Raw genomic sequence first — 22,604 nt, 5'->3', positions numbered from 1 at the left:
CCGTTGCGGCGGAGACGTCTCAGAGTTGAGGGGCGAATTCCATATCTTTCCCGTTCCACACATTGGGGCCATTGAACCGGATGAGCCACAGGTTGACCGAATGGTCCTCGCAGCGACTGTTTGCGAAAAACCTGGCTCAGTGGAGGAAGAAGTCGCTGGGGCTCCCCCAATGCTCGGCACCACCGCGAAAGCCAGCGCGGACGCTCTACGCCTATAGTCGATTTCTCGTGCCCAGCCCCCCAGACTGGGGGCAGGATGTTCATGTCACAGGCACGTGGTGGCTTGACGATCCGGACTGGAAACCGTCGGCCGAGCTTGAGGCGTTTCTCGCCGGAGGGCCTGCGCCAATTTTTGTGGGGTTTGGAAGCATGCCGAACCTCGACGGTGAAAAACTCGCCGCCATATTCGTGGAGGCAACCAGCCGAATCGGCAAGCGCGCGATTCTCGCCACAGGCGGCGCTCTTGGAAACGTGGCTGGTTCGGACCGCATCTTCCCGATCGAATATGCTCCGCATGATCAGCTATTTCCGCGAGCCGATGCGGTAATTCATCACGGAGGAGCGGGAACGACTGCCGCAGCCTTACGCGCCGGGAAGCCGTCGATAATTTGCCCTTTTTTTGGGGATCAGCCCTTCTGGGCGCATCGTGTGTGCGCTTTGGAGGCGGGGCCGCCGCCACTCGACATGAAGCACCTCACGGTCGAAAAGATCATCGCTGCCCTCCGGGCAGTCGACGATCCGCGGATTCGCTCCGGTGCGTCAAAAGTCGGCTTGGAGATGCGAGGCGAGGGTGGCGTTCAGCGCGCCATTCGCATCCTGGAGGACCTCGACACGACGCATAGATCGGGATCGTGATCAACTTCTCCAGAAGAACGGAGAGAAAAAGACGAGGACCGTCATCACCTCCAAGCGACCCATGATCATCAACACCGTGAGCACGCCGAGGGCTGGATCCGACAGGGTCGCGAAGTTGCCGGCAGGTCCGATCACCGGTCCAACCCCGGGGCCGACGTTGGAAAGTGCGGTGATTACACCTGAGGTCGCCGTAAGGATATCATAGCCCAATGCGGCCAGGGCAAGGCTGCCCAGCGCCCACAACGTTATGAAGACGGCGAAGAACAGAAGGACGGCCCGCTGCATATCGGCGTCGACAGTTGCTTCACCGTATCGAACCGTCATGACGCTGTTTGGATAAAGAATGCGAGTGATCGCGGGTTTTACGGTCCCGAAGATAATGACGAAGCGGTAGGCCTTTATCCCTCCGGCCGTAGACCCCGAGCATCCCCCGGCGAAAGTCGCAAAGAACATCAAGATTACCGCGAAACTACCCCAGAGGGTATAGTCTTCGCTCGCGTACCCGCAAGTCGACAAAATAGAAGCGAGATTGAAAAAGGCGTGCGACAAAGCCACGCCGAACGGCACGCCGTTGGTGAACCTGTGATAAGCGGCGAGCAGGAACGCCGCGACGGTGAGGTACCCCAGGAACACGAGGATTTGCGGGTCCTGCAGGGCTTTGGCACTTCGCTTGACAAGAAAGAGAATAAGAATGGAGAACGGCAGGCTGCATAGCGTCATAAAAAAGGTCGAGGCCCACAGCAGCGGCACGCTTTGGAAGTATCCAAACGAAGCATCGTGCGTCGAAAAACCGCCCGTAGCCACCGTCGTCATGGCGTGATTGAGCGCGTCGAACTGCGTCATGCCAAGGACGTGGTACACCGTAAAACAGACGAGCGTGATGGCGATGTAGATGACGACGAACGCCCGCATAAAGGTGGCAATGCGCGCAAAGACTTTCTCGTTTGTGTCGGACGATTCCATACGGAAGAAGGAAATGCCGCCAAGTCTCAAGAACGGCATGACGAAAAGTCCAAGAGCGACAATTCCAATGCCGCCGAACCATTGCAGCATCGATCGCCAAAGCAAGATTCCAGGTGGCGCATAATCGAGCCCGGTCATGACCGTCGATCCGGTCGTGGTGACGGCCGACGCGGACTCGAATATAGCTTTCATCAGGCTCATATCTTTAGATGACAGCCACAACGGGATGGCACCGATCAACGAGAACACCACCCAGAGCAGGTTTACCAGCAAGAACCCGGTCTTGCGGTTCAATGGAGGTGGGGTGTCGCGTGTCGCAAGCGCGGCCGCACCGCAGAAACCGCCACAGAAAATCGCCGCCCGCGTAAACACCATCCAATCCGGGTGCCCGGTATAAAAGTCCACGAAGGCAGGCACCAGCATCGCGCAGCACAGGTAAAAGCCGAACACCGCTGCAACGTGGAGCGCGGATCTATAGGTTTCAGCTGACATGAATGGCCCCTGGTCCTGGATTTTGTTCGAACGTGACGCTTCCTTGTGAAGAGGTCAATGAACAACAAGGCCTAAGCGGGGATCCAGCGGTTTGTGGTTGCCGGGCGATCCTCGTCGAGCCGGGCCACCTTGAACTGGTGAATTGCGGGTCTGCAGTTCGATTCCGCTCAGACCGTATGTTCTCGGGGTGAAGGCGGCTCACCCTCGCCGTAAGCTGAGATCGGGGGTTGCTTCGGAGTGGCCGAAGCCGAGCCCCAAGCTTAGCGAGGATGAACCATGGATCAGCATAGCAGACGTTTCGTCGGTCTGGACGTCGCGAAACTGAAGATTTCTGTAGCAGTCGCAGATGGCGAGCGGGGTGGTGAGGTAAGATTTTTTGGGGACATACCCTCAGATCCGGCGTCGGTGGCGAATGTCGTGCAAAAGCTGGCCAAGCGAGGAGCTAAGCTCCACTTCTGCTACGAGGCAGGGCCTACAGGTTACGAACTCTACCGCCAGCTCAGCGAGATGGACCATGATTGTGTGGTGGTGGCACCGGCACTAATTCCCAAGCGTCCCGGAGATCGAGTGAAGACAAACCGGCGCGATGCGGTCAGCTTGGCGCGGTTACATCGTGCGGGTGAGCTGACAGCGGTTTGGGTGCCTGACCGCGGGCACGAGGCTATGCGCGATCTCGTGCGGGCCCGAGAAGCAGCACAGGAGGCTCAAAAGCGGGCGCGTCAGCAGCTTCAGTCGTTCCTCCTTCGACATGGCCGCGTCTATTCGGGCCGCTCATCCTGGTCGCTGGCGCATATGCGGTGGATATCGACTCTGAAGTTCGAGCATCCGGCGCACTTCATCGTGCTCAAGGAATACTGCCAGGCGATCGAGGATGCCGAGGTGCGGTTGAAGCCTCTGACCGATCTGATATCGGAGACTGTCAAATCCTGGACGATGGCTCCTGTTGTTGAAGCCTAATCAGGCGCTGCGGGGCGTGTCGTTGATTGCCGCCGTCGTCTTTGTTGCCGAAATTGGCGACATCCGCCGCTTCGAAAACCCCCGCCAGCTGATGGCCTTTCTTGGCCTCGTTCCGTCAGAGAGCTCGACAGGTGAACATATCAAACGTGGTGGCATCACTAAGGCCGGGAACTCTCGGGCCCGTCGCCTGCTGGTTGAAGGCGCATGGGCTTACCGCTTCCCTGCGCGGGTAAGTCGATCCAAGCAAGCGCAGTTGGAAGGCCGTCGAGAAGCGTTCGCGAAATAGCCTGGAAAGGTCAGCTCCGCCTCTGCTCACGCTATCGAAAAATGACCCTCGCGGGCAAGCAAAGGCCGTCGCGATCACCGCGATCGCGCGAGAAATGGCGGCATTCCTCTGGGCTATTGGCCAGGAAGTGCAACCAGTTCATCAAGCTTAGCCAAGCGCCCCGCATAGAGCGCGCATTAGAAGGAGGGCAAACATCGATCATCTGCTGATGCCCAATGTTGGAGGCAGGGCCCTGGTCGGGGAATCTTCGATGGAATTGAGTGGCCGACGACGTCGATGCCCGTGCTCAGAGAGAAGCAGCCCCAGGCGTACACACCGAAATGCGGTATTCAACCCGCGTATAAGAGTTTGCAAACCGTCGTCTTGACGCCCTGTCTCCTACATTGCGCATTAGCTACACCCTAAAGGACCAGCCATTGTTGGCGGGGCGAACAGTCGTGGTTACGCCACTTGCAAATGAACATAAGAATTCCAACGAAACGAAAATTGCGCCAAGATCGATGGGGGTAGCGGTCGGTGCTTGAGTTTGATCTGGTGTCATCGGCATGGTTGGCCTCCAGAGAGTTTTCTAGCGACCTCACTCTGCCACGGTGCTGGCCGCTACTCACCCCTGATGGGATCTCAAGAGCCCCGATTTTGGCAATTATGTAGAAAAGATCTTCCGCGGTTTCCGAACACACGTTGGGCGTCGAGGCTCAGATGAAAGTCGAGGGGTGCGCGCGCCCTTTTTGACTATTCTTTCGGCAGAGCGTAGCGAAGCACGCGCAGGTCTTCGTCTTCGAGGGAAATCTCCAACACCCGATTGATGAGATCATCGTCATTGTCGAGCTCGATCAATGCCTGCTCGAACAACTCAATTGCATGTCGAGGTCCATGCCGGGTGGGCCGTTAAGGCAGATCAGCCCGGCATGGATGGCGACGTCGGCATATTGTCCCTTGGTGCCTGGCTTGTCTTTTGGTCCCCGGAAATCGACCGAGTTTTCGTGACAAATGTCCAGTCGCCTTCGAGAATGATCGGTTTGAGCTCCCGGTCCTTCAGGCCGCCTTCGCCGTGGCCCTTTCGATTGCCATTTTTGCCAGTTGAGGACTGAGGCACTCGTCGATCAGAAACTTCATCCCGTCTTCCTACGGCGGGGGACGCGACGATCCGTGGGGATGACCGAGCCTTCGGGAATGTCGCGGGAGACGCGGGGCCGGCCGCGCAAGGGGTTCGCTTCCGCATAGATAGAGGCGAGCCTTATCTTCTCCGCGTCCAGGCTAGGCCAGGCTTCCAGGATGCGCTCAACCGAATGACCAGCAGCCACGGATGCGGCAACATCATAGACCGGAACGCGGGTGCCGAGGATGACAGGCGTATCGCCAAGGACGTCGGGTGAGGCTGTGACGATCTCTCGCGCTGCGGCAAGTCGTCCAGGCGTTCGCTCGCACCTCTCATAAAGGGCATAAGATCGATCGTCAGAAACTCATGGTGCACGGTCCAGTCCTCGCGCAACAGAGCCGCCCAGGGGAGTGTGCGCGCTTTTGCCAGTCGCGCCTCTGCGGTGCGGATAGCAAACAATCGCTCCTCCGACGTAAGGCGGCGTGCGCTCTCAAAATAGAAGGCGATGAGTGAACAGGCCCCCGCCAGGATGTGGCGGCCATTGTCGAGCGAAACGAAGGCGTCTGGCAGAACGTGCTCATCAATGACGCGATTGATGTCGCGTAAGCTCACGCGTGAGACAACGGCGAGCCTCGCTCGCCTTCAGCATTTCCGCAACTGCAGACACCTGAGCCTCCATATTAAATCTTCCGATGTGGCGGAATATATAATTCGCGATCGAGGAGTTCCGAACCTCCCTAAAGTGTCAGTATTGAGGACGGGCGTGCTGTTCCTGTTTTGTGCGTCGAAAGTCGCATAATGTATCGTCTGGAAACGACGGCGTGGGATTTCCGTTAGCGGTCGTTCTCCTCGACGTAAGATCAGTCGTCCGCGCGTGCGAACTGCTTCTGGGTGCCGACGCCGGGCGGCTTGCCGGTCGAGATGATGTCGCCCGGCTGCAGCGACGTGTACTGCGACAGGTAGGAAACGAGATGCTGGATCATAGACAAGTGAAACCGCAGCACTTATATTTAGCGCTTGGTATTACCTTAAACTAAGGACGGCTGCTATGGCATCCCCGACTTCGCTCAAGCTCGATGATGAGTTGAAGGGCCGCGTTCAACACTTGGCTGAAATCCGTCGCCGGTCGTCTCACTGGATCATGCGAGAAGCGATTGCGCAATACGTCGAGCGAGAAGAGAAGCGAGAAGCATTGCGACAGGACACGCTGGCGGCGTGGGAGGAGTATCAATCGACCGGCCTCCATGCCACTGCGGCTGAGGTCGAAAACTGGCTATCCACGTGGGGAGCTGACGACGAGAGTGCTGCGCCTGAATGCCACAAATAGTCTTCTCTCAGGCAGCGGTTCGTGATCTTGAGCGCCTCCGAAAATTCTTGCAACCGAAAAGCCCGTTGGCAGCAAAGCGCGCGGCTGAAGCCATTCTGACAGGTGTGCAAGCCCTTGGCGTACATCCAAAATTGGGGCGCCTCATTGATGATTTGCCGGATCAGTATCGAGAGTGGCTCATCGATTTTGGAGATAGCGGATACATTACACGGTACCGCATTGACGACGACGTTGTGACAATCCTCGCCGTGCGGCATCAGAAAGAAGCTGGCTTCTGAGGGTAGACCGGCTGTTGGTCTGGTTATCAGCGAAGGCCAACGGGCCGCAGTGGTTCACCCGCCCGAAGAACGCATAATGTATCGACTGGAATGGCCATCTTAGGTATCGCAAGCACTCTAGCGGTGCAAAGCTGCCACTCTGATGAAGCCAGGTTTGATTAATGTCCCGGATACGAGATTTGGTTGGTGGTGGAGACATTCATTCGTGGTTGTCCAAACGTATTTGAACCGCTTGTTCGCTTCGAACACCGAAATCTGCACTAGCTGACGTAAGTGGACGGCCGGATCTGAGCGGAGAGGAGCTTCACAACCATCTTTTTAAGGGTGATGGTTTAGAGCGGGCCGTCCAGAGCCGTCGTGAAGAGAGCCCTTCGTGCCTCGGGATTGGTTTCAGCGCCGGCGGAACTGCTTTATGGCATGCCGTCAAGGCGGGTTTGAACTTGCAAGCTCTGATCTGCATTTCGTCGACGAGGGATGACGTCCCGCTACGGCTTCCTTCCGGTGGACTGGTCCTCGCTTGATCGACGCTCAGCATCCTCGCCGCCGTCAAACGATTCTGCCAAAAAACAATGACCGAACTATGGATTCAGGTGACTAGAAATCGGCGACCTTACCCCAGACGGATTTTCGGAAGCGGTCCGGATGGTACGCGCGGGGGTCGACGATTGGCTCGTCACCGGTGACGATGTCGGCGATCAGGTGACCGGCGCCAGGACCAATGCCGAAGCCGTGCCCACTGAAGCCGGCGGCCAGGATGAAGCCTGGTATGGTGGCGATTTCGCCGATGCACGGCACACCGTCGGGCGTGCTGTCAATGTAGCCGGCCCATGCGGCGGCGATGCTGGTGTTCTTCAGGTCAGGCAACAGCTCGACCGCGCGTGAGTGAGTGAGGCGAATGGTGGCCTTGTCGACTGCGGGATCAAGGATGCGCATACGCTCCATTGGCGTCGGAGCATCGATGCGCCAACGGGTGAGGCTCTCGTGACCGGAGCGCAAACCTTCAAGGCCGCCGCGTGCAAGGCTGCGCCAGCGCCGGGCAAACATCGGCAGAAACTGCGGCGCGAAGCGCAATTGCTGTGGCGTCGGGTCGACGCGGCCGCGGCCGCTGATGGCGAGTGTATAGCCGCCGTCGGCGCGGCGCGTCACCGAAACAGCGGCCGTATGCAGCGCATCCGGAAGGCCGATGGCGCCCGGCGAGACGGCGAGAATCGATGAGCGGACAGACGCTTGGGGAAAGCGGATATCGAGCTGGCGGCAGAAGGAGGAGGCCCAGGCGCCGCCGGCGAGGACGGCCGTTTTCGTGCGGATGGTGCCATGCTCGGTGACGACACCGGATAGGCGACCGCCTTCTGTCTCGATGCCGCGGGCGGCGCAGGACTGGTGCACGGTGCCGCCAAGTTTGAGGATCGCACGCGCGACCGCGGGTGCCGCGCTTGCCGGATCGGCGGTGCCGTCGCTCGGCGAAAAGACGCCGCCCTTCCATGGCTTGCCGGTTGCGCGGCCGCGCTCGGTCGCCTGGGCGCTGTCGAGCATATGGGTGGTGACGCCGACGGTCCGGGCGAAATCGCGCCAGCGTGCCCAGCCGGCCAGTTCCTCTTCGCTATTGCTGAGGTAGAGCAGCCCACAGCGGCGGAAACCGGTGACCTCGCCGCTCTCGGCGGCGAAACGCTCCCAAAGATCGAGGCTCTTCGTCGCCATCGGCAATTCACGGGCGTCCCGGTTCTGCTGGCGGCACCAGCCCCAGTTGCGACTCGACTGTTCCGCGCCGATCCGTCCCTTCTCGACGAGGGCGACGTTCAATCCGCGGCGGGCAAGGTAATAGGCCGCGAACACGCCGACAATGCCGCCGCCGATTACCACGGCATCGGCGGCATCGGGCAACTGCGGAGTTGTGTCGACGAGTTTCAGTGGTGCGGGCATGGCGGGACCTCCGTTTCGAGCGCAGTCTAGCGGCTTGGGCGCGAAGGCGTTGCCGGAGTATGGCCGAAGCGCAGCAGAAGATGCCGTCTTGCAGGAGCAATGCCGCCCTTTCTGCTTTGGCCCACTGTCCCAAACCAAATCGACACGCCTCTCCAATGTGTTAAGGTCATCGTCGGGAAAATCGCAGCACAATCTGCTGCGCCGTTGGCCACTTCAGCAAGGGGAAAGGCCCGCCATGAAACTCGACCGGATCGACATCAAGATTCTGTACGAACTGCAGAAGAATGGCCGCATCACCAATGTGGAGCTTGCAGAGCTCGTCAATCTTTCCCCGAGCCCATGCCTCATGCGGGTCAAGAAGCTGCAGTCGGAGGGCTATATCGAGGGCTACTCAGCGCAGATCAACGTCAGCAAGCTCGGGCAAACCCTTACGGTCTTCACCGAGATCACGCTGAAGAACCACCGGCAGATCGACTTCGCCCGCTTCCTTGCGGCGATAGAGAAGGTCGACCAAGTGATCGAATGCCATCTGGTGTCCGGCGGCTACGACTATCTCCTGAAATTCGTCACGGCCGGGATCGGCGAATACCAGACGATCATGGAGCGCCTCACCGACATGGACGTCGGCATCGACAAGTATTTTAGTTTCGTCGTCTTGAAGTCGCCGATCGTCAAGGTGCACATGCCACTGACCAGCCTGTTTCGGATGTAGAATCTTCGGATCGGCTTGCGCCGGCTTGCGCAGCGGGCGCCTGCGATCTGGCCCGCTCCTCCGGAGCCGCACCTGACAAGGTATGATGTTTCGTCCGCGTCTCCTTCGGTCCTTCTTCGGACTGAGGCGATGGCCAGCAGGTTGGAATGAGCCGGCGCCTCAGCGCTGGCGATAGGCTCGCACGAGCTCCGGATCCTGTTCGAGCCCATCGAGCCACGTGGGATCGAGCCTCGGCACCGACGAGAAGAGCAACTGCGAATAGGGATGCTCAGGTGTCTTGATCTTCGCCGGCGAGATTTCCTCTACCTTTCTGCCGCCATACATCACGACGATCTCGTCGCAGATCGACTCCACCACGGAGAGGTCATGGCTGATGAAGATGTAGGAAAGACCGAGCTCGCGCTGCAATTCCTTGAGGAGATCGATGACGGCGGCGGCGACCACCGTATCGAGCGCCGAGGTGATTTCGTCGCAAAGGATCAGCTTCGGGTCGGCGGCAAGCGCGCGGGCGAAGTTGACGCGCTGCTTCTGGCCGCCGGAAAGCTCGCCCGGGCGGCGATGACGCAGGTTGCGCGGCAGACGCACCATGTCGAGCAGCTCATCGATGCGTGCGCTACGCGCCTTGGCATTCATCCCGTGATAGAAGGTAAGTGGCCGGGCTAAGATGTCCTCGACGGATTTCGCCGGATTAAGCGCCGTATCGGCATATTGGAAGACGATCTGCATTTCGCGTAGTTCATCGCGCGAGCGCTCGCGGGCGCTGCGACCGAGTTCCTTGCCGTCGAAAACGATCTTGCCGACAGCGGCCGGCAATATGCCGGCGATGGTGCGAGCGAGCGTCGACTTGCCGCAACCGGACTCGCCGATGATACCGAGGTTGCGCCCCTTCTCCACCTTGAGACTGACATGCTCGACCGCGCGCACGAGCGGCAGGCCGTCGGCCTGAACCTGGCCGTAGCCTGCGATGAGATTTTCGATTTCGAGCAACGGGGCCGGACCACTCTCGGCCGCGCCCGCAGCGCCACGGGGTTTCGGCTCGAAGGCGGCGAGCAGCTCCCGCGTGTACGGGTGCTTCGCGCCATTGAGGATCTCTTCGGTCGTGCCGATCTCCTTGGTCTCGCCGCCTTTCAAGACGACGATCCGATCGGCGATCTGGGCGACCACGGCGAGGTCGTGCGAGACGTAAACGCCGGCGATGCCGCCTTTCTTCATGACCGACTTGAAGGCGCGCAGCACCTCGATCTGCGTCGTCACGTCGAGCGCCGTCGTTGGCTCGTCGAAGATGACGAGCTTCGGGTCCCCGATCAGTGCCATCGCCGCTGAAAGCCGCTGCAACTGGCCGCCGGAGACCTGGTGCGGATAGCGCCTACCAATCGTTTCGGGCTCTGGTAGCGACAGCGCTCGGAAGAGATCCACTGCGCGGGCGCGCGCCTCGTCGGACGACATAATCCCATGGATGCGGGTGACCTCGATCACCTGGTCCATGATTGTGGTGGCCGGGTTGAATGCGGCGGCGGCTGATTGCGGAACATAGGTGACCTCGGTGCCGCGTACCCTGGCGCGCTGCTTTTCGCTCAGCGTCACCATATCCTTTCCGGCGACTGAGACGCTGCCGCCGGAGATGCGACAGCCGGGACGGGCATGGCCCATCAGCGTGAGTGCGATCGTCGTCTTGCCGGAGCCGCTTTCGCCGATCAGCGCCACGATCTCGCCCTCAGCGATGTCGAAGCTGACGCCGTTGATGATCTCGACGCGGCGGCCGGAATCGGTGGTGGCTTCGACCTTCAGGTCGCGGATTTCTACGAGATTTACCATCATTCGCTCCGATCGCGGATCTTCTTGGGCAGGTTGTCGATCAGCAGGTTGACGCTGATGGTGAGGCTGGCGATCGCAAAGGAGGGAGCCATCACCGCCGGTGCACCAAAGGGCAGGCCGCCGATATTCTCACGCACGAGAGCCCCCCAGTCTGCGTAAGGCGGCTGGACGCCGAGGCCGAGGAAGGAGAGGCCGGAGAGCAGGAGAACGATGAAGACGAAGCGGATGCCAAGGTCGGCAAGTACTGGTCCGACGATGTTCGGCAGGATTTCCGAGCGGATGAGATAGAGCGTGCTTTCGCCACGGATGCGGGCGACGGTGATGAAATCCATCGCGTTGATGTTGACGGCAAGCGCGCGGGCGAAACGGTACGCGCCGGGGATATAGATCACCGACAGCGTCAGGATTAGTACGGGAATGGAGGAGCCGACGGCAGCGACGACCACAAGGCCGAACAGCTTGCTCGGGATCGAGTTGAGGGCGTCGAGGAAGCGGCTCAGGACCGTGTCGAGCCAGCCGCCGGCGACCGCTGCGAACATGCCGAGCATCACGCCGCTGAAGCAGGCGATCGTAACTGCCGCAAGCGAGATACCGACCGTATAGCGGGCGCCCATCAGGATTCGCGAGAGCATGTCGCGGCCGAGATAATCCGAGCCGAGCCAGAAGTCGCGGCTCATCGGGCCGAAGTAGTCGAGGTCGACGATCTCGCCGACGGGGTAGGGGATGATCAGCGGCGCGAAGATCGCGATCAACGCCCAAAAAAGGATGACCGAGAGACCGACCATGCCGATGATGTTGAAGCGATAGCCAAGCCGGGTTCCTGAAATCCGGTCAGCCTTGGTCTCAGAATTGGTCATTGTCATCGGAGCCTCGGATTGGAAAGGATGGCTATGATATCGGCGGCCGTGATCAGGAGCAGATAGCCGAGGCAGAAGATCATCGCGCAACTCTGGATCAGCGGCAGGTCGCGAGTGGCGACGGCGTCGACCATCAGCTTGGCAATACCTGGATAGTTGAAGATCGTCTCGACAATGATGACGCCGCCGAGCAGGTATGAGAGCGAAAGCGCGACCGCGTTGACAATCGGGCCCAGAGCGTTCGGCAGCGCATGCCGAAACACGATGCGCGGCCGCGAGGCACCCTTGAGCAACGCCATCTCCACATAGGGCGTGTTGAGCGTCTCGATCACCGCTGCCCGGGTCATGCGGATCATTTGTGCCGAGATGACGAAGGTAAGGGTGATCACCGGCATAGCATAGATGCGCAGGAGCTCTGTCAGCGACGTGACTTCGTTCGCGAAGGAGAGCGCCGGCAGCCATTTCAGGTAGACGGCGAAGATCAACACCGCGGAGGTCGCTATCATGAATTCCGGCACGGAGATGACCCCTATCGTCAGCACGGTGACGGCGCGGTCGTACAGCGAGCCACGTAGCATCGCCGCCGTGATGCCGAGCGTCAGCGCGATTGGCACGGAAAAGAGCGCGGTGACGCCCGCGAGTTGCAGCGTGTTGATGAAGCGCCCGCCGATCAGATCCGCGACAGGCATCTCATTGGCATAGGAGGTGCCAAGGTCGCCCTGCAGCAAACCAACGATCCAGCGCAGGAAACGGAAGATCGCCGGGTCGTCGAGATGCATGGCCTTGCGCAAGCCTTCGACTGCCTCCGGCGTGGCGGCCTGTCCAAGCAGGATCGTCGCTGTGTCTCCCGGCAAGAGCGTCGTGGCGAAGAACACGGCGAAGGAGACGATCACCAGCGTGATCAAGGCGATGAGCAATCTGCTCAACACGAGCGATAGGACACGATTGTTCACACGCGTTCCCTTTCGGCATTCGAGATTTCAAACCAAAAGGATCAGGGCTGCAGCGCTGCGGCTGCAACCCCGACCGTTCGCTTCATCAGGCTTCGAGCCAGACATATTCCGCGAAAGCATAACCCATCTGGCCGCCAAGCGGGTTGGCTTCCAAGCCCTTGAGCTTGGCGGTGATCGCATCGACATTGGAGATATAGGCCGGAATGATGGTGCCGGCTTCGTTTGCGACCATCACCTGCATCTCGTTGTAGATCGCCTTGCGCTTCTCCTGGTCAAGTGAGCCGCGCGCCTCGATCAGCATCTTGTCGAATTTCTCCGACTTGTACTGGCTCTCGTTCCATGGCGCTTGCGAAGTATAGAGTAACGAGAACAGGATGTCCGGTGTCGGACGCGGGTTGATGTTGCCGAAATGGACCGGTGCCTTGAGCCAATAATTGTCCCAATAGCCGTCGGCCGGAACGCGCTGGACATCGAGCTTCAAGCCGATCTCGGCAGCGGAAGCCTGGATGATCATTGCCATATCGATCGACGAGTTCGCCGCCTCGGATGCGATCACCGGGATCGACTGACCGAGAACGCCGGCCTTCTCGAAATGGAACTTCGCCTGCTCCGGATCGAACGCCCGCGGCTTCAGGTCGCCATTATGGTAGAAATTTGCCGGCGAAACCGGCTGGTCGTTGCCGATTTCTCCGAGGCCGCGGAGCGCCGACTTGACGATCTGCTCGCGGTTGACGAGGTACTTCATTCCCTCGACGAAGTCCCGCTTGCTGCCGGGCTCCAAGTCCATGCGTATGTTGAGATTGGTGTAGTTGCCCGAGGTGGTTTTCGAGAGCACGAAGCCGTCGCCTTGGGCCTCGACCAGGCGCATCGAGCGCGGATTGATCGTAGCAGCGAGATGGATGTCGCCTGAGAGCAATGCGTTGACGCGCGAGCTATCGTCGCTGATCGCGAAGTACTCGAAGGAATCGACGTTCGGGCCGGACTTCCAATAGTTCTTGTTCTTGATGCCGATCGAGCGTACGCCGGGCTCGAAGACCTCCCTGACGAAGGCGCCGGTGCCGTTCCCCTTGGAAAAATCCGTCGTGCCATCGGCGACGATCATGAAGTGGTGCATCGACAGGATGGTCGGCAGGTCGGCGTTCGGATTTGCGAGCGTGATCTCGACTGTCTGCTTGTCGACGGCCTTGAAGCCTGTCATCTGCGCGGCGATCTTCGCGACCTTCGAACCGACGGATGGATCGAGATGGCGTTTCAACGAGAAGACCACGTCGTCGGCGGTTAACGGCTTGCCGTCGTGGAAGGTGACGCCGCTCCTCAGTTTGACCGTCCAAGTCTTCGCATCCTCAGACTCGATTGCCTCAGCGAGCTCCATCTGCGGGGTGCCGCTCTTATCGAGGAAGGTGAGACGGTTGTAGAAGGAGCAGCAGCGCACATAGTCGGTGGAGAGCGATGCCTTGGCCGGGTCGAGCGTGTCCGCAGTCGAGGACGACCAGCCGGCCGCCTTAAGCGCGCCGCCGGAGACCGGCGTTGCGGCAACCGCGTTGGAGGCGCGGCCGAGCACGAGACCGCCGGCGGAGAGAGCAACGCCGCCCGCGAGCATCATCTGCAGCAGCTCACGGCGTGTAGCGCCGCGGCGGATGGCGTTTTCGACCAGGGCGTCGTCGGAACTGGTCCAATTGGTGATCTTGTCGTTCATGTCATTCCCCTTTTCGTTGTTGACGGGCTGCACGTCTTCCGCGGACTTAGACCCAATCCGGTGAACTGGTCAGCTACGTGCGACGGCCACGGCATCGGCAAGGCCGGCCAAGGAGGTGAAGTGGTAGTCGGGCTCGGTGAACTCGGCCGGCTCTATGGTGCCGCCGTAACCTTTCTGCGCGTGGCGCCGCTCGATCCAGCAACTGGTCAGTCCGAGCTTCCGCGAAATGCCTATGTCGTGGTACTGGCTCTGGGCGACATGGAGGACGTCGTCCTTCGAATTGCCTTGCGAGCCGATGAAGTCGAAAACCTTCTGAAAGAAGGCGGGGTCAGGCTTTTCGGTGCCGGTATCGTCGGCGGTGAAGGCGGCGTAGAAGGGATCGCCCAGTTCCTCGGCGAAGAAATCGAAGGCCCAGCGGCGCGCATTGGTCATAGCGACAAGCCGGTAATTCTTCGCAAGGCGCGCCAGCGCTTCGGCGCTGTCTGCGAAGGCCCTCCAGTTCCTGGCGGAGTCCCTGAGACGCTCGCCATATTTCCGCTCAGTCGGAAGGCCGAGCTTCGGCGCGATTTCAAGATAGACGCGCACCAGATCGTCCGGGAAGAGGTCGGCGTCCTTGGAGTAGCGCGCTGCGCGGTAGAGGCTGAGCGCCTCCTCGCCATCGATGGCGACACTGGCCTCGGCGGCGACGCCGGCGAGGCAATCCTTGAGACCGCCCTCGAAGTCGACCAGCGTGCCGACGACGTCGAAGGTCATGTATTTGAATTCGGGAAGGCTCTTGTGCACATCGATTCCCCAGTTTTTTCGCGTCCCACGTCGGAGCGCCGACTTCATGAAGAAGAATATTCTGTTCCCGTCGGCGGGATGTTCTCTCCCGCTCTTGCTGGAAAGGCCGCATATGCTGGGATCCGGCCGCTTCCTTGATTTGAGTTTGGCAGTTGTGCCGCGCTGGAGTCTCTGAAAGGGCGCCGTAGCGCGGCACAAAATTTCGAATATGGCGGTTCCGCGACATATCGCGTCAGTCGTCCATCAGGCCCTCAAAGCCTGGCGAACATCCAGGTCTTCCAAGGTCTCGTTCAACGTTTGGCGGGTGCGCTCGACGATTTCGTCGATCTCCGCTTCGGTGCAGCAGAGCGGCGGCGCGTAGCCCAGCACGCCATTGGCGAAGGCACGGATGACAAGGCCGTTTTCCCAGGCACGGTCGAAGATGCGGCGCGCTGGCTCCGCGGCTGCCGGCAAAGGGGTCTTCTTCACTTTGTCGACGACGAGTTCGACGGCGGCCAGCATGCCACGGCCGCGCACATCGCCGACGAGCGGGTGGTCTCTCAGGTTTTCAAGGCCCTGCATCAGACGGGCACCGGCCTTCCGCCCATTTTCCAGCAGGCCGCCTTCGTAAAGCTTCAGCACTTCCAGGCCGACCGCCGCGCTGACCGGATGAGCCGAATAGGTATGGCCGTGGCCGACGGCGGCAGCGCCGGCACCGTCGGCGATCGTCTGATAAACATGGTCGGCCATGAAGACCGCGCCCATCGGCACGTAGCCGGAAGTGAGACCTTTGGCCGTGGTGATGAAATCCGGCACGGTCTCGTCCTCTTCGCAGGCGAAGAGCGGGCCAGTGCGGCCGAAGCCGGTGATCACCTCGTCTGCAACGAAGAGGATGCCGAGCTCGCGGCAAAGTTCGCGCATCGCCTTCATCCAGCCCCTGGGCGGCACCAGCACGCCGCCCGAGCCTTGGATGGGCTCGGCATAGAAGGCGGCGACGCGCTCGGGGCCAATATCCTCGACCTTGCGACGGAGTGCCGCCAGCGATGCGTCAATGATTGCCTGCGGATCCTCACCCACCGGATTGCGGTAGGCATAATGCGACGGGATCTTGTGCTGCCAGTCGAAGGGAATGCCGAAGCCGGCATGGAAGGCCGGCAGCGCGGTGAGGCCGGCGCCGACGGTCGAGGAGCCGTGATAGCCCTGTTCGACCGAGATGAACTGATCGCGCTGCGGCTCGCCACGGGCATTCCAATAATAACGGATGAAGCGGATCGTGCTATCGACGGCATCGGAACCGCCCAGCGTAAAGTAGACATGGTTGAGATCGCCTGGCGCGCGTTCGGCGAGTTCAGAAGCGAGGCGGATGGCCGGCTCCGAACCGAGGCCGAAATAGGCCGTCGCGTAAGGGAGTTCGCGCATCTGCTTTGCTGCCGCCTCGACGATACTTTCATGTCCGTAGCCCGCATTGACGCACCAGAGTCCGGCAAAACCGTCGATCATTTGCCTGCCCGAGGCGTCGGTGACCGTTGCACCTTTGGCCGAGGCGAGCACGCGCACGCCGAGCTTTTCGTGGCTGCGATAGGAGGCGACCGGATGGATCAGGTGGGCACGGTCGAGCTCGATAAGGGAATTGCTGTACATAATGATCTCCGGATCAGCCGAGCGCCTGATTGGCGAGGGCGAAGGTGATGGCGGCGGGATCGGCGGCGCGGTGAACTGGCGGCTTCATCATGGCGATCCCGCCGCCGACATGGGCAAGTCCGTATTCGGCAAGCCAGGGCGAAAGGCCCGTATCGGCGGTAGTATCAACTCGGAGAAAGCGGCCGGTTTTGACGGCGATGAAATGTTGAACGAGCGCCTTGGCGTCATCGAGGTTGCCGGAAACGATGGGGCCGATGACCTCGCCGCGGCCGAAGGCGCGCAAGGCTGCGAAACCGGAGACGCGACCGTCGCGGCGAATGACGGCGAATTCGCCAACCTCGGCCAGATAGGCGATCAGCCTCCTGCGGTCGGCACCAAAGGCTAGACGATCAAGCTCGGCGATCGCCTGGATGTCGAAGGTGTCCGCCGCCTCGGCTGCCGCTGGCGTGGCTATTTCTCGAGCGATCCCCTGGTGTTGCAGCACGCGCCCGGTCTTCTCGAAGCCAAGTTTTTCGTACAGTGGCATGCCCTCAGTCGTTGCCACGAGTCTAAGCGGACGATCGGCTGCCAGCTCCACCGCCGCGTCCATCAGCTTGCGACCGAGGCCGCGGCCGCGCATCGCCTCGTCGACGATGACCATGTTGATCGTCGCACAGTCCGACTCGTAAGGGGTCACGAATACAGTGCCGACGACCCGGTTGCCCTCAATCGCGACGACACCTTTGCTCATAATTAGCGCCATCTGCCAATCTTCAAGGCGATGTGGCCAACCGGCCTGCTGCGAGAGCTTGACGGCGGCCTCCAGATGCTCAGGCCCGAAGGCGGCAATATCGATCTGACTTGTCTGCATGGCGTTTCCTTCATTTCTGCCCGCTAGTCTGAAGGAGTGCTGACCGGAAGATCGTCTGAAAGCTTTGGCTCGCGCGGTATCTTATAGCTTTGCGTCTGCCGGTCGCCGCATCTTATGCTGATAAGGAAGGAGCGCTGGGACGGCGCCGGGCCGAAAGGCACTGTTGACGATCAGCAGCCACGCAACCTTCTGCCAAAGCCGGCTCTCGATACGATAGATTCTGCTTCGAACGCCGCCAAATCAGGCGAGGCGATGGGAGGCGCAGCGCCTATGATCCTTACAGAATACCTGGTCCCGCTCTTACAAGGATACGCACATGACGACGTTCCGTCCGAAATACATCACTTTCGACTGCTACGGCACGCTAACCAATTTCCAGATGGCAGAAGCTGCGCGCGACCTCTATGGGGAGCAGCTCGATGAAGCGCGCTTGGCCGAATTCATCAAGAATTTCGCCGCCTATCGTCTTGACGAAATTCTCGGCGACTGGAAGCCCTATGCGGAGGTGGTGCACAATTCGCTGGAACGGACCTGCAAGCGCAACGGCATAAAGTTCCGCGATGAAGCTGCGAAGATGGTCTACGAGCGTGTCCCGACCTGGGGGCCGCATGCGGACGTGCCGGCGGGGCTTGCCAGGGTCGCCAAGGAGATCCCGTTGGTGATCCTGTCGAATGCAATGAATTCGCAGATCATGTCGAATGTCGAAAAGCTCGGCGCACCCTTCCATGCAGTATACACCGCCGAACAGGCGCAGGCCTACAAGCCGCGCTTCAAGGCCTTCGAATACATGCTCGACATGCTCGGCTGCGGCCCCGAGGACATTCTCCACTGCTCGTCTTCCTTCCGCTATGACCTGATGTCGGCGCATGATCTCGGCATGAAGAACAAGGTCTGGGTCAATCGCGGCCACGAGCCGGCCAATCCGTATTACGGTTACATCGAGATCGCCGGCATCTCTTCCCTTCCGGGCGTCGTCGGTCTTTAGAAAGGGCAGTCCGCCATGAAGTTTCTGTCCTACTGGCACGACACCGCCCCGGCCTTTGCCGGGGCTGCTCAGGGTCCGGTCGAGGGCCACTACGACGTCGCGGTGATCGGCGGCGGTTTCACCGGCCTCGCCGCTGCTCGGCAACTTGCCAAGGCTGGCGCCAAAGTCGTCGTGCTGGAGGCGGAAAGGGTTGGCTGGGGTGCCTCCGGACGCAATGGCGGCCACTTGAACAACGGGCTCGCCCACAGTTATCTCGCGGCCAAGGCGGAACTCGGCAGGGAGCGGGCGATTGCGCTTTACCAGGCGTTCGACGAATCGATCGACACGATCGAGGCACTAATCGCCGAAGAAGGCATCGACTGCAGTTTCCGCCGCGCTGGCAAACTGAAGCTCGCCTCGAAGCCCCAGCATTTCGAGGCGATCGCCCGCAATTTCGAGGCGGTCAACACGGAAGTTGACCGCGACACCGCGCTTCTCTGCGCACAGGACCTGAAGCAGGAAGTCGGCTCGCCCTTCTGCGGGGCGATGCTCTCGAAGAAGAGCGCGATGATGCACATGGGGCGCTATGTCGTCGGACTCGCCGAAGCGGCCACCCGCCATGGCGCCACGGTCTTCGAGAGCGCGGCGGTTACCGAGCATCGGCAGGCGGCCGGCCGGCACGCATTGAAGACCGCCCGCGGCAGCGTCACAGCGGATGCGGTTCTTGTCGCCACCGGCGCCTACACGCCTTCGACCTTCGGCTACTTTCGTCGCCGCATCATCGCCGTCGGCAGCTTCATCATCGCCACCCGACCGCTGACAGCGGCGGAGATCGCGGCAAGCATGCCGGGTAATCGCACCTGCGTCACGTCGATGAACATCGGCAATTATTTCAGGCTTTCGCACGACAACCGTCTAATCTTCGGCGGCCGAGCCCGCTTCTCGGCGAAATCCGACCAACGGTCGGACGCGAAAAGCGGTGCCATCCTCAAGGCGAGCCTCGCTGAGATCTTTCCGCAGCTTGTCAACGTCGAGATCGACTATTGCTGGGGTGGTCTCGTCGACATGACCAAGGACCGCTTCCCCCGCGCCGGTTATCAAGACGGGGTTTGGTACGCCATGGGCTATTCCGGCCACGGCGCGCAGGTTTCGACGCATCTCGGCATGATCATAGCGGATGCAATTCTCGACCGGCCGGACCGCAACCCGCTGAAGGGTCTCGAATGGCCGGCCGTGCCAGGACATTTCGGCAAGCCCTGGTTCCTGCCGCTCGTCGGCATGTATTACAAAATGCTGGACAAGGTCCAATAGACAGCTCAGGTAAGGAAGAAGGGCGCGGACCGGACAGGCCCGCGCCCTTCTTTGTTTGGAGGATCTCGCCTGGTGTGCTGCCTGAAGTGTGCAGCGGATTTTGCGAAAGAGTTGAAGCGCCTCGCGCGCGCTTTAGAGCGGGATGAAGAAACACGGCGCCTTTTCGCAGGCATTCACTCCACTCCTGGAACAATCACGTTTGCGGCTTTGGTTCGATCCGACCCAAGATCGTCGTGACTACCCACAGCTCGTCGCGTTCAATCGAATTCACGCGACGCGCCGTAGGTACTTGTTTGAGCATGTCGTTGCCCCAAAAGCCCACATTTTTGCGCCACTTGCATTAATCCAGGCCGCCGATGTGGAAGCTCTTCATCTCGAGATATTCCTCGATACCGACCTGGGCACCCTCGCGGCCGAGGCCGGAATACTTGACGCCGCCGAAGGGGGCGACTTCGGTGGAGATGGCGCCGGTGTTGAGGCCGACCATGCCGAATTCGAGCGCTTCCGCCACGCGCCAGGACCGTTTCAGGCTTTCGGTGTAGAAATAGGCAGCCAGACCGAAGGGCGTGCCATTGGCGATGGCGATTGCCTCCTCCTCCGTCTCGAAGCGGAAGAGTGGGGCAACGGGACCGAAGGTCTCTTCGCTGGCAAGCAGCATCTCGGTGGTGGCGCCGGTCAGCACGATCGGGGCCGTATATTGTCTCCCCTCCGGCACCGAGATGCCGCGCGCCGAAACCTTCGCGCCTTTGGCAAGCGCGTCCTCGACATGGCGGTTGATCTTGTCAATTGCCGCATCATTGATCATCGGTCCGATCGCGATTCCGGTTTCCGTGCCGGGGCCGACCTTCATTGCGTTAACGCGTGCGCCGAGCTTCTCGGCGAAGGCGTCGTAGACGCCGGCCTGCACCAGGATGCGGTTGGCACAGACGCAGGTCTGGCCGCCATTGCGGAACTTCGACGCGATCGCGCCTTCGACCGCCAGATTAAGGTCGGCGTCGTCGAAGACGATGAAGGGGGCATTCCCGCCGAGTTCGAGCGAGAGGCGCTTGACGCTGTCGGCCGCGCCTCTCATCAAGAGAGAGCCGACGCGCGTCGAGCCCGTAAAGGAGATCTTGCGCACTGTTTCGTTCGCCATGAATTCGTTGCCGATTGCGGTCGGCATTCCGGTGACGATGTTGATCACGCCGGCGGGAATGCCGGCGCGCTCTGCCAGAACTCCAAGGGCGAGCGCCGAAAATGGCGTGAATTCCGAGGGCTTGATTACCACCGTGCAGCCCGCGGCCAGGGCGGGTGCCACCTTGCGGGTAATCATTGCGTTCGGGAAGTTCCACGGCGTCACGATGGCGCAGACGCCGACTGCCTCCTTCAGAACGAGGATGCGGCGATCGGCCGTCGGAGAGGGAATGGTGTGGCCGCCGATGCGGCGGGCTTCTTCGGCGAACCATTTGACGAAGGACGCGCCGTAACGGATTTCCACGCGCGCTTCGTCCAGGGGCTTGCCCTGTTCCATCGTCAAGAGCAGCGCCAGATCCTCAAGGTTTTCAATCATCAGCGTGTACCAGCGCTCGAGCATCGCGGCCCGTTCGGCATGCGTCTTCTTCTTCCACGGCCCGAAGGCGGCATTGGCGGCTGCGATGGCGGCGCGCGTTTCCTCTTCACCCATGTCCGGAATAATACCGAGACGCGTCTGGCTGGCAGGATCGAAAACGTCGACGGTCTTACCCGAGGCTGCTGCCAGCCAGGCTCCGTCGATGAAGCCCTCTTGCCGGAAAAGTTCCCTATCGTCCAACTTCATTATTTCTCTCCTCTCAATATCAGTTGAGCGCGGCAAGCACAGCCGCCGTGATGGTTTCGGTTTTGTCTTTGCCCGGCACGGTGCCGATCCCGCGGGCGGTCGTTTTTTCGAGCGCGGCCAGAACAATGCGCGCGGCGTCGCTTTCTCCGAGATGCTCCAGCATCATCGCACCGGACCAGATGGCGGCTATTGGGTTGGCGATGCCTAGATGGGCGATGTCGGGCGCTGATCCATGCACCGGCTCGAACATTGAAGGGGCGCTGCGATCAGGATTGATGTTGGCCGAAGCCGCAAAGCCGAGACCGCCCTGAATGGCGGCACCGAGATCGGTCAGGATGTCGCCGAAAAGGTTCGAGGCGACCACGACATCGAGGCTCTCTGGCGCCATCACCATGCGCGCGGCCATGGCGTCGATATGATAGTTCGTCACCTCGACATCGGCATAGTCGGCAGCGAGCTCTCGCGTAATCTCGTCCCAGAACACCATGGAGTATTTCTGGGCGTTGGATTTGGTCACCGAAGCGAGTTTGCCGCGGCGTTGGCGAGCCTGTTCGAAGCCGAAGCGCAAGATCCGCTCGACGCCCGTGCGCGTGAAGATCGAGGTTTCGACCGCGACTTCGTCGACCGTTGCCTGATGCACGCGGCCGCCGGCTCCGGAATATTCGCCTTCGGTATTCTCGCGGATGCAGAGAATGTCGAAATTTTCCGCTTTCAGCGGCCCCTGCACACCCGGCAGCAGCCGGTGCGGGCGGATATTGGCATATTGCACAAAGGCCTTGCGGATCGGCAGAAGCAAGCCGTGGAGTGAGACGGAATCCGGCACCTCGGCGGGCCAGCCGACGGCCCCGAGCAGGATCGCATCGAAGCGACGCAAGAGTTCTATGCCATCTGCTGGCATCATCGCGCCCGTTTCCTTGTAATAGGCGCAGGACCAGGGGAAGGGCGTGCCGGTGAGCGAGAAGTTGGAATGCCTGGCAACGGTCGAAAGAACCCGCCAGGCCGCATCCGTTACATCCTGGCCAATACCGTCGCCGGGGATGAGTGCGATCGAATAGGATTTCATGGAAGGCTC

At 60.6% G+C, this 22,604-nt stretch carries 17 protein-coding genes and 3 pseudogenes; 7 read left to right on the top strand and 13 right to left on the bottom strand.

Annotated features, from left to right (window positions below):
• The first annotated feature begins 80 nt into the window (after positions 1 to 80).
• Positions 81 to 854: a glycosyltransferase gene (locus tag BHMPCIPO_RS33510; protein WP_282439094.1), complete on the top strand. Its 774-nt coding sequence runs from the start codon at positions 81 to 83 to the stop codon at positions 852 to 854.
• On the opposite strand, the gene BHMPCIPO_RS23315 is transcribed toward BHMPCIPO_RS33510, so the two are convergent.
• Positions 855 to 2,309 (bottom strand): TrkH family potassium uptake protein, encoded by a 1,455-nt coding sequence (locus tag BHMPCIPO_RS23315; protein ID WP_173519179.1) that lies wholly within the window; start codon positions 2,307 to 2,309, stop codon positions 855 to 857. It lies immediately after the preceding gene.
• A gap of 276 nt (positions 2,310 to 2,585) precedes the next feature.
• Here BHMPCIPO_RS23315 and BHMPCIPO_RS23310 point away from each other — a divergent pair.
• A pseudogene (locus BHMPCIPO_RS23310) lies at positions 2,586 to 3,703 on the top strand (IS110 family RNA-guided transposase).
• 961 nt (positions 3,704 to 4,664) lie between these two features.
• Here BHMPCIPO_RS23310 and BHMPCIPO_RS23305 read toward each other — a convergent pair.
• Both BHMPCIPO_RS23305 and BHMPCIPO_RS23300 read right to left on the bottom strand, forming a co-directional pair.
• A pseudogene (locus BHMPCIPO_RS23305) lies at positions 4,665 to 5,330 on the bottom strand (DUF433 domain-containing protein).
• A gap of 181 nt (positions 5,331 to 5,511) precedes the next feature.
• Positions 5,512 to 5,631, bottom strand: a pseudogene (locus BHMPCIPO_RS23300) (fumarylacetoacetate hydrolase family protein); the annotation flags it as partial.
• A gap of 68 nt (positions 5,632 to 5,699) precedes the next feature.
• On the opposite strand from BHMPCIPO_RS23300, the gene BHMPCIPO_RS23295 reads away from it, so the two are divergent.
• Together BHMPCIPO_RS23295 and BHMPCIPO_RS23290 are read left to right on the top strand one after the other, a co-directional pair.
• Positions 5,700 to 5,978: a CopG family ribbon-helix-helix protein gene (locus BHMPCIPO_RS23295; protein WP_173519178.1), complete on the top strand. Its 279-nt coding sequence runs from the start codon at positions 5,700 to 5,702 to the stop codon at positions 5,976 to 5,978.
• Complete coding sequence (locus BHMPCIPO_RS23290; protein WP_173519177.1) at positions 5,966 to 6,256, top strand: type II toxin-antitoxin system RelE/ParE family toxin; 291 nt, start codon at positions 5,966 to 5,968, stop codon at positions 6,254 to 6,256. The genes BHMPCIPO_RS23295 and BHMPCIPO_RS23290 overlap by 13 nt, the downstream gene beginning before the upstream one ends.
• 594 nt (positions 6,257 to 6,850) lie before the next feature.
• Here BHMPCIPO_RS23290 and BHMPCIPO_RS23285 read toward each other — a convergent pair.
• Entirely contained in the window at positions 6,851 to 8,176 is a 1,326-nt protein-coding gene (locus BHMPCIPO_RS23285; RefSeq protein ID WP_173519176.1) for an NAD(P)/FAD-dependent oxidoreductase, read from the bottom strand.
• Positions 8,177 to 8,411: 235 nt separating this feature from the next.
• On the opposite strand from BHMPCIPO_RS23285, the gene BHMPCIPO_RS23280 reads away from it, so the two are divergent.
• Positions 8,412 to 8,888, top strand: a complete 477-nt coding sequence (locus tag BHMPCIPO_RS23280; protein WP_173519175.1) for an Lrp/AsnC family transcriptional regulator — start codon at positions 8,412 to 8,414, stop codon at positions 8,886 to 8,888.
• A 159-nt stretch (positions 8,889 to 9,047) separates the two neighbouring features.
• On the opposite strand, the gene BHMPCIPO_RS23275 is transcribed toward BHMPCIPO_RS23280, so the two are convergent.
• The 7 genes from BHMPCIPO_RS23275 to BHMPCIPO_RS23245 form a co-directional block, all read right to left on the bottom strand.
• Positions 9,048 to 10,703 carry an ABC transporter ATP-binding protein gene (locus tag BHMPCIPO_RS23275; protein ID WP_173519174.1) on the bottom strand — a complete coding sequence of 552 codons (1,656 nt, stop codon included), beginning with the start codon at positions 10,701 to 10,703 and terminating at the stop codon, positions 9,048 to 9,050.
• On the bottom strand, positions 10,703 to 11,566 hold the full coding sequence (locus BHMPCIPO_RS23270) for an ABC transporter permease (protein WP_173510806.1): 864 nt from the start codon (positions 11,564 to 11,566) through the stop codon (positions 10,703 to 10,705). The genes BHMPCIPO_RS23275 and BHMPCIPO_RS23270 overlap by 1 nt, the downstream gene beginning before the upstream one ends.
• Complete coding sequence (locus tag BHMPCIPO_RS23265) at positions 11,563 to 12,513, bottom strand: ABC transporter permease (protein WP_173519173.1); 951 nt, start codon at positions 12,511 to 12,513, stop codon at positions 11,563 to 11,565. Before BHMPCIPO_RS23265 ends, BHMPCIPO_RS23270 begins: the two co-directional genes overlap by 4 nt.
• A gap of 85 nt (positions 12,514 to 12,598) precedes the next feature.
• Positions 12,599 to 14,209 carry an ABC transporter substrate-binding protein gene (locus BHMPCIPO_RS23260; protein WP_173519172.1) on the bottom strand — a complete coding sequence of 537 codons (1,611 nt, stop codon included), beginning with the start codon at positions 14,207 to 14,209 and terminating at the stop codon, positions 12,599 to 12,601.
• Between the two features lie 69 nt (positions 14,210 to 14,278).
• Positions 14,279 to 14,992: an HAD-IA family hydrolase gene (locus BHMPCIPO_RS23255; protein WP_173519171.1), complete on the bottom strand. Its 714-nt coding sequence runs from the start codon at positions 14,990 to 14,992 to the stop codon at positions 14,279 to 14,281.
• A gap of 243 nt (positions 14,993 to 15,235) precedes the next feature.
• Positions 15,236 to 16,612: an aspartate aminotransferase family protein gene (locus tag BHMPCIPO_RS23250; protein ID WP_173519170.1), complete on the bottom strand. Its 1,377-nt coding sequence runs from the start codon at positions 16,610 to 16,612 to the stop codon at positions 15,236 to 15,238.
• Between the two features lie 13 nt (positions 16,613 to 16,625).
• Entirely contained in the window at positions 16,626 to 17,462 is an 837-nt protein-coding gene (locus BHMPCIPO_RS23245) for a GNAT family N-acetyltransferase (RefSeq protein WP_173519169.1), read from the bottom strand.
• 316 nt (positions 17,463 to 17,778) lie between these two features.
• Here BHMPCIPO_RS23245 and BHMPCIPO_RS23240 point away from each other — a divergent pair, with 316 nt between their 5' ends.
• On the top strand, positions 17,779 to 18,447 hold the full coding sequence (locus tag BHMPCIPO_RS23240) for a haloacid dehalogenase type II (protein ID WP_173519168.1): 669 nt from the start codon (positions 17,779 to 17,781) through the stop codon (positions 18,445 to 18,447).
• Between the two features lie 15 nt (positions 18,448 to 18,462).
• Positions 18,463 to 19,737, top strand: coding sequence for an NAD(P)/FAD-dependent oxidoreductase (locus BHMPCIPO_RS23235; RefSeq protein ID WP_173519167.1), 1,275 nt, complete (start codon positions 18,463 to 18,465; stop codon positions 19,735 to 19,737).
• A gap of 340 nt (positions 19,738 to 20,077) precedes the next feature.
• Here the strand turns inward: BHMPCIPO_RS23235 and BHMPCIPO_RS23230 are convergent, their stop codons facing one another.
• On the bottom strand, positions 20,078 to 21,532 hold the full coding sequence (locus BHMPCIPO_RS23230) for an NAD-dependent succinate-semialdehyde dehydrogenase (RefSeq protein ID WP_173519166.1): 1,455 nt from the start codon (positions 21,530 to 21,532) through the stop codon (positions 20,078 to 20,080).
• A 19-nt stretch (positions 21,533 to 21,551) separates the two neighbouring features.
• Positions 21,552 to 22,595 carry a tartrate dehydrogenase gene (locus BHMPCIPO_RS23225; RefSeq protein ID WP_173519165.1) on the bottom strand — a complete coding sequence of 348 codons (1,044 nt, stop codon included), beginning with the start codon at positions 22,593 to 22,595 and terminating at the stop codon, positions 21,552 to 21,554.
• Between the last annotated feature and the right edge of the window lie 9 nt (positions 22,596 to 22,604).

The sequence above is a fragment of the Ensifer sesbaniae genome (assembly GCF_013283665.1).
GTDB classification, from domain to species: Bacteria; Pseudomonadota; Alphaproteobacteria; order Rhizobiales; family Rhizobiaceae; genus Ensifer; species Ensifer sesbaniae.
The sequence above is the reverse complement of the archived record's forward strand: the minus strand, read 5'-3'. Positions and strand labels throughout refer to the sequence as shown.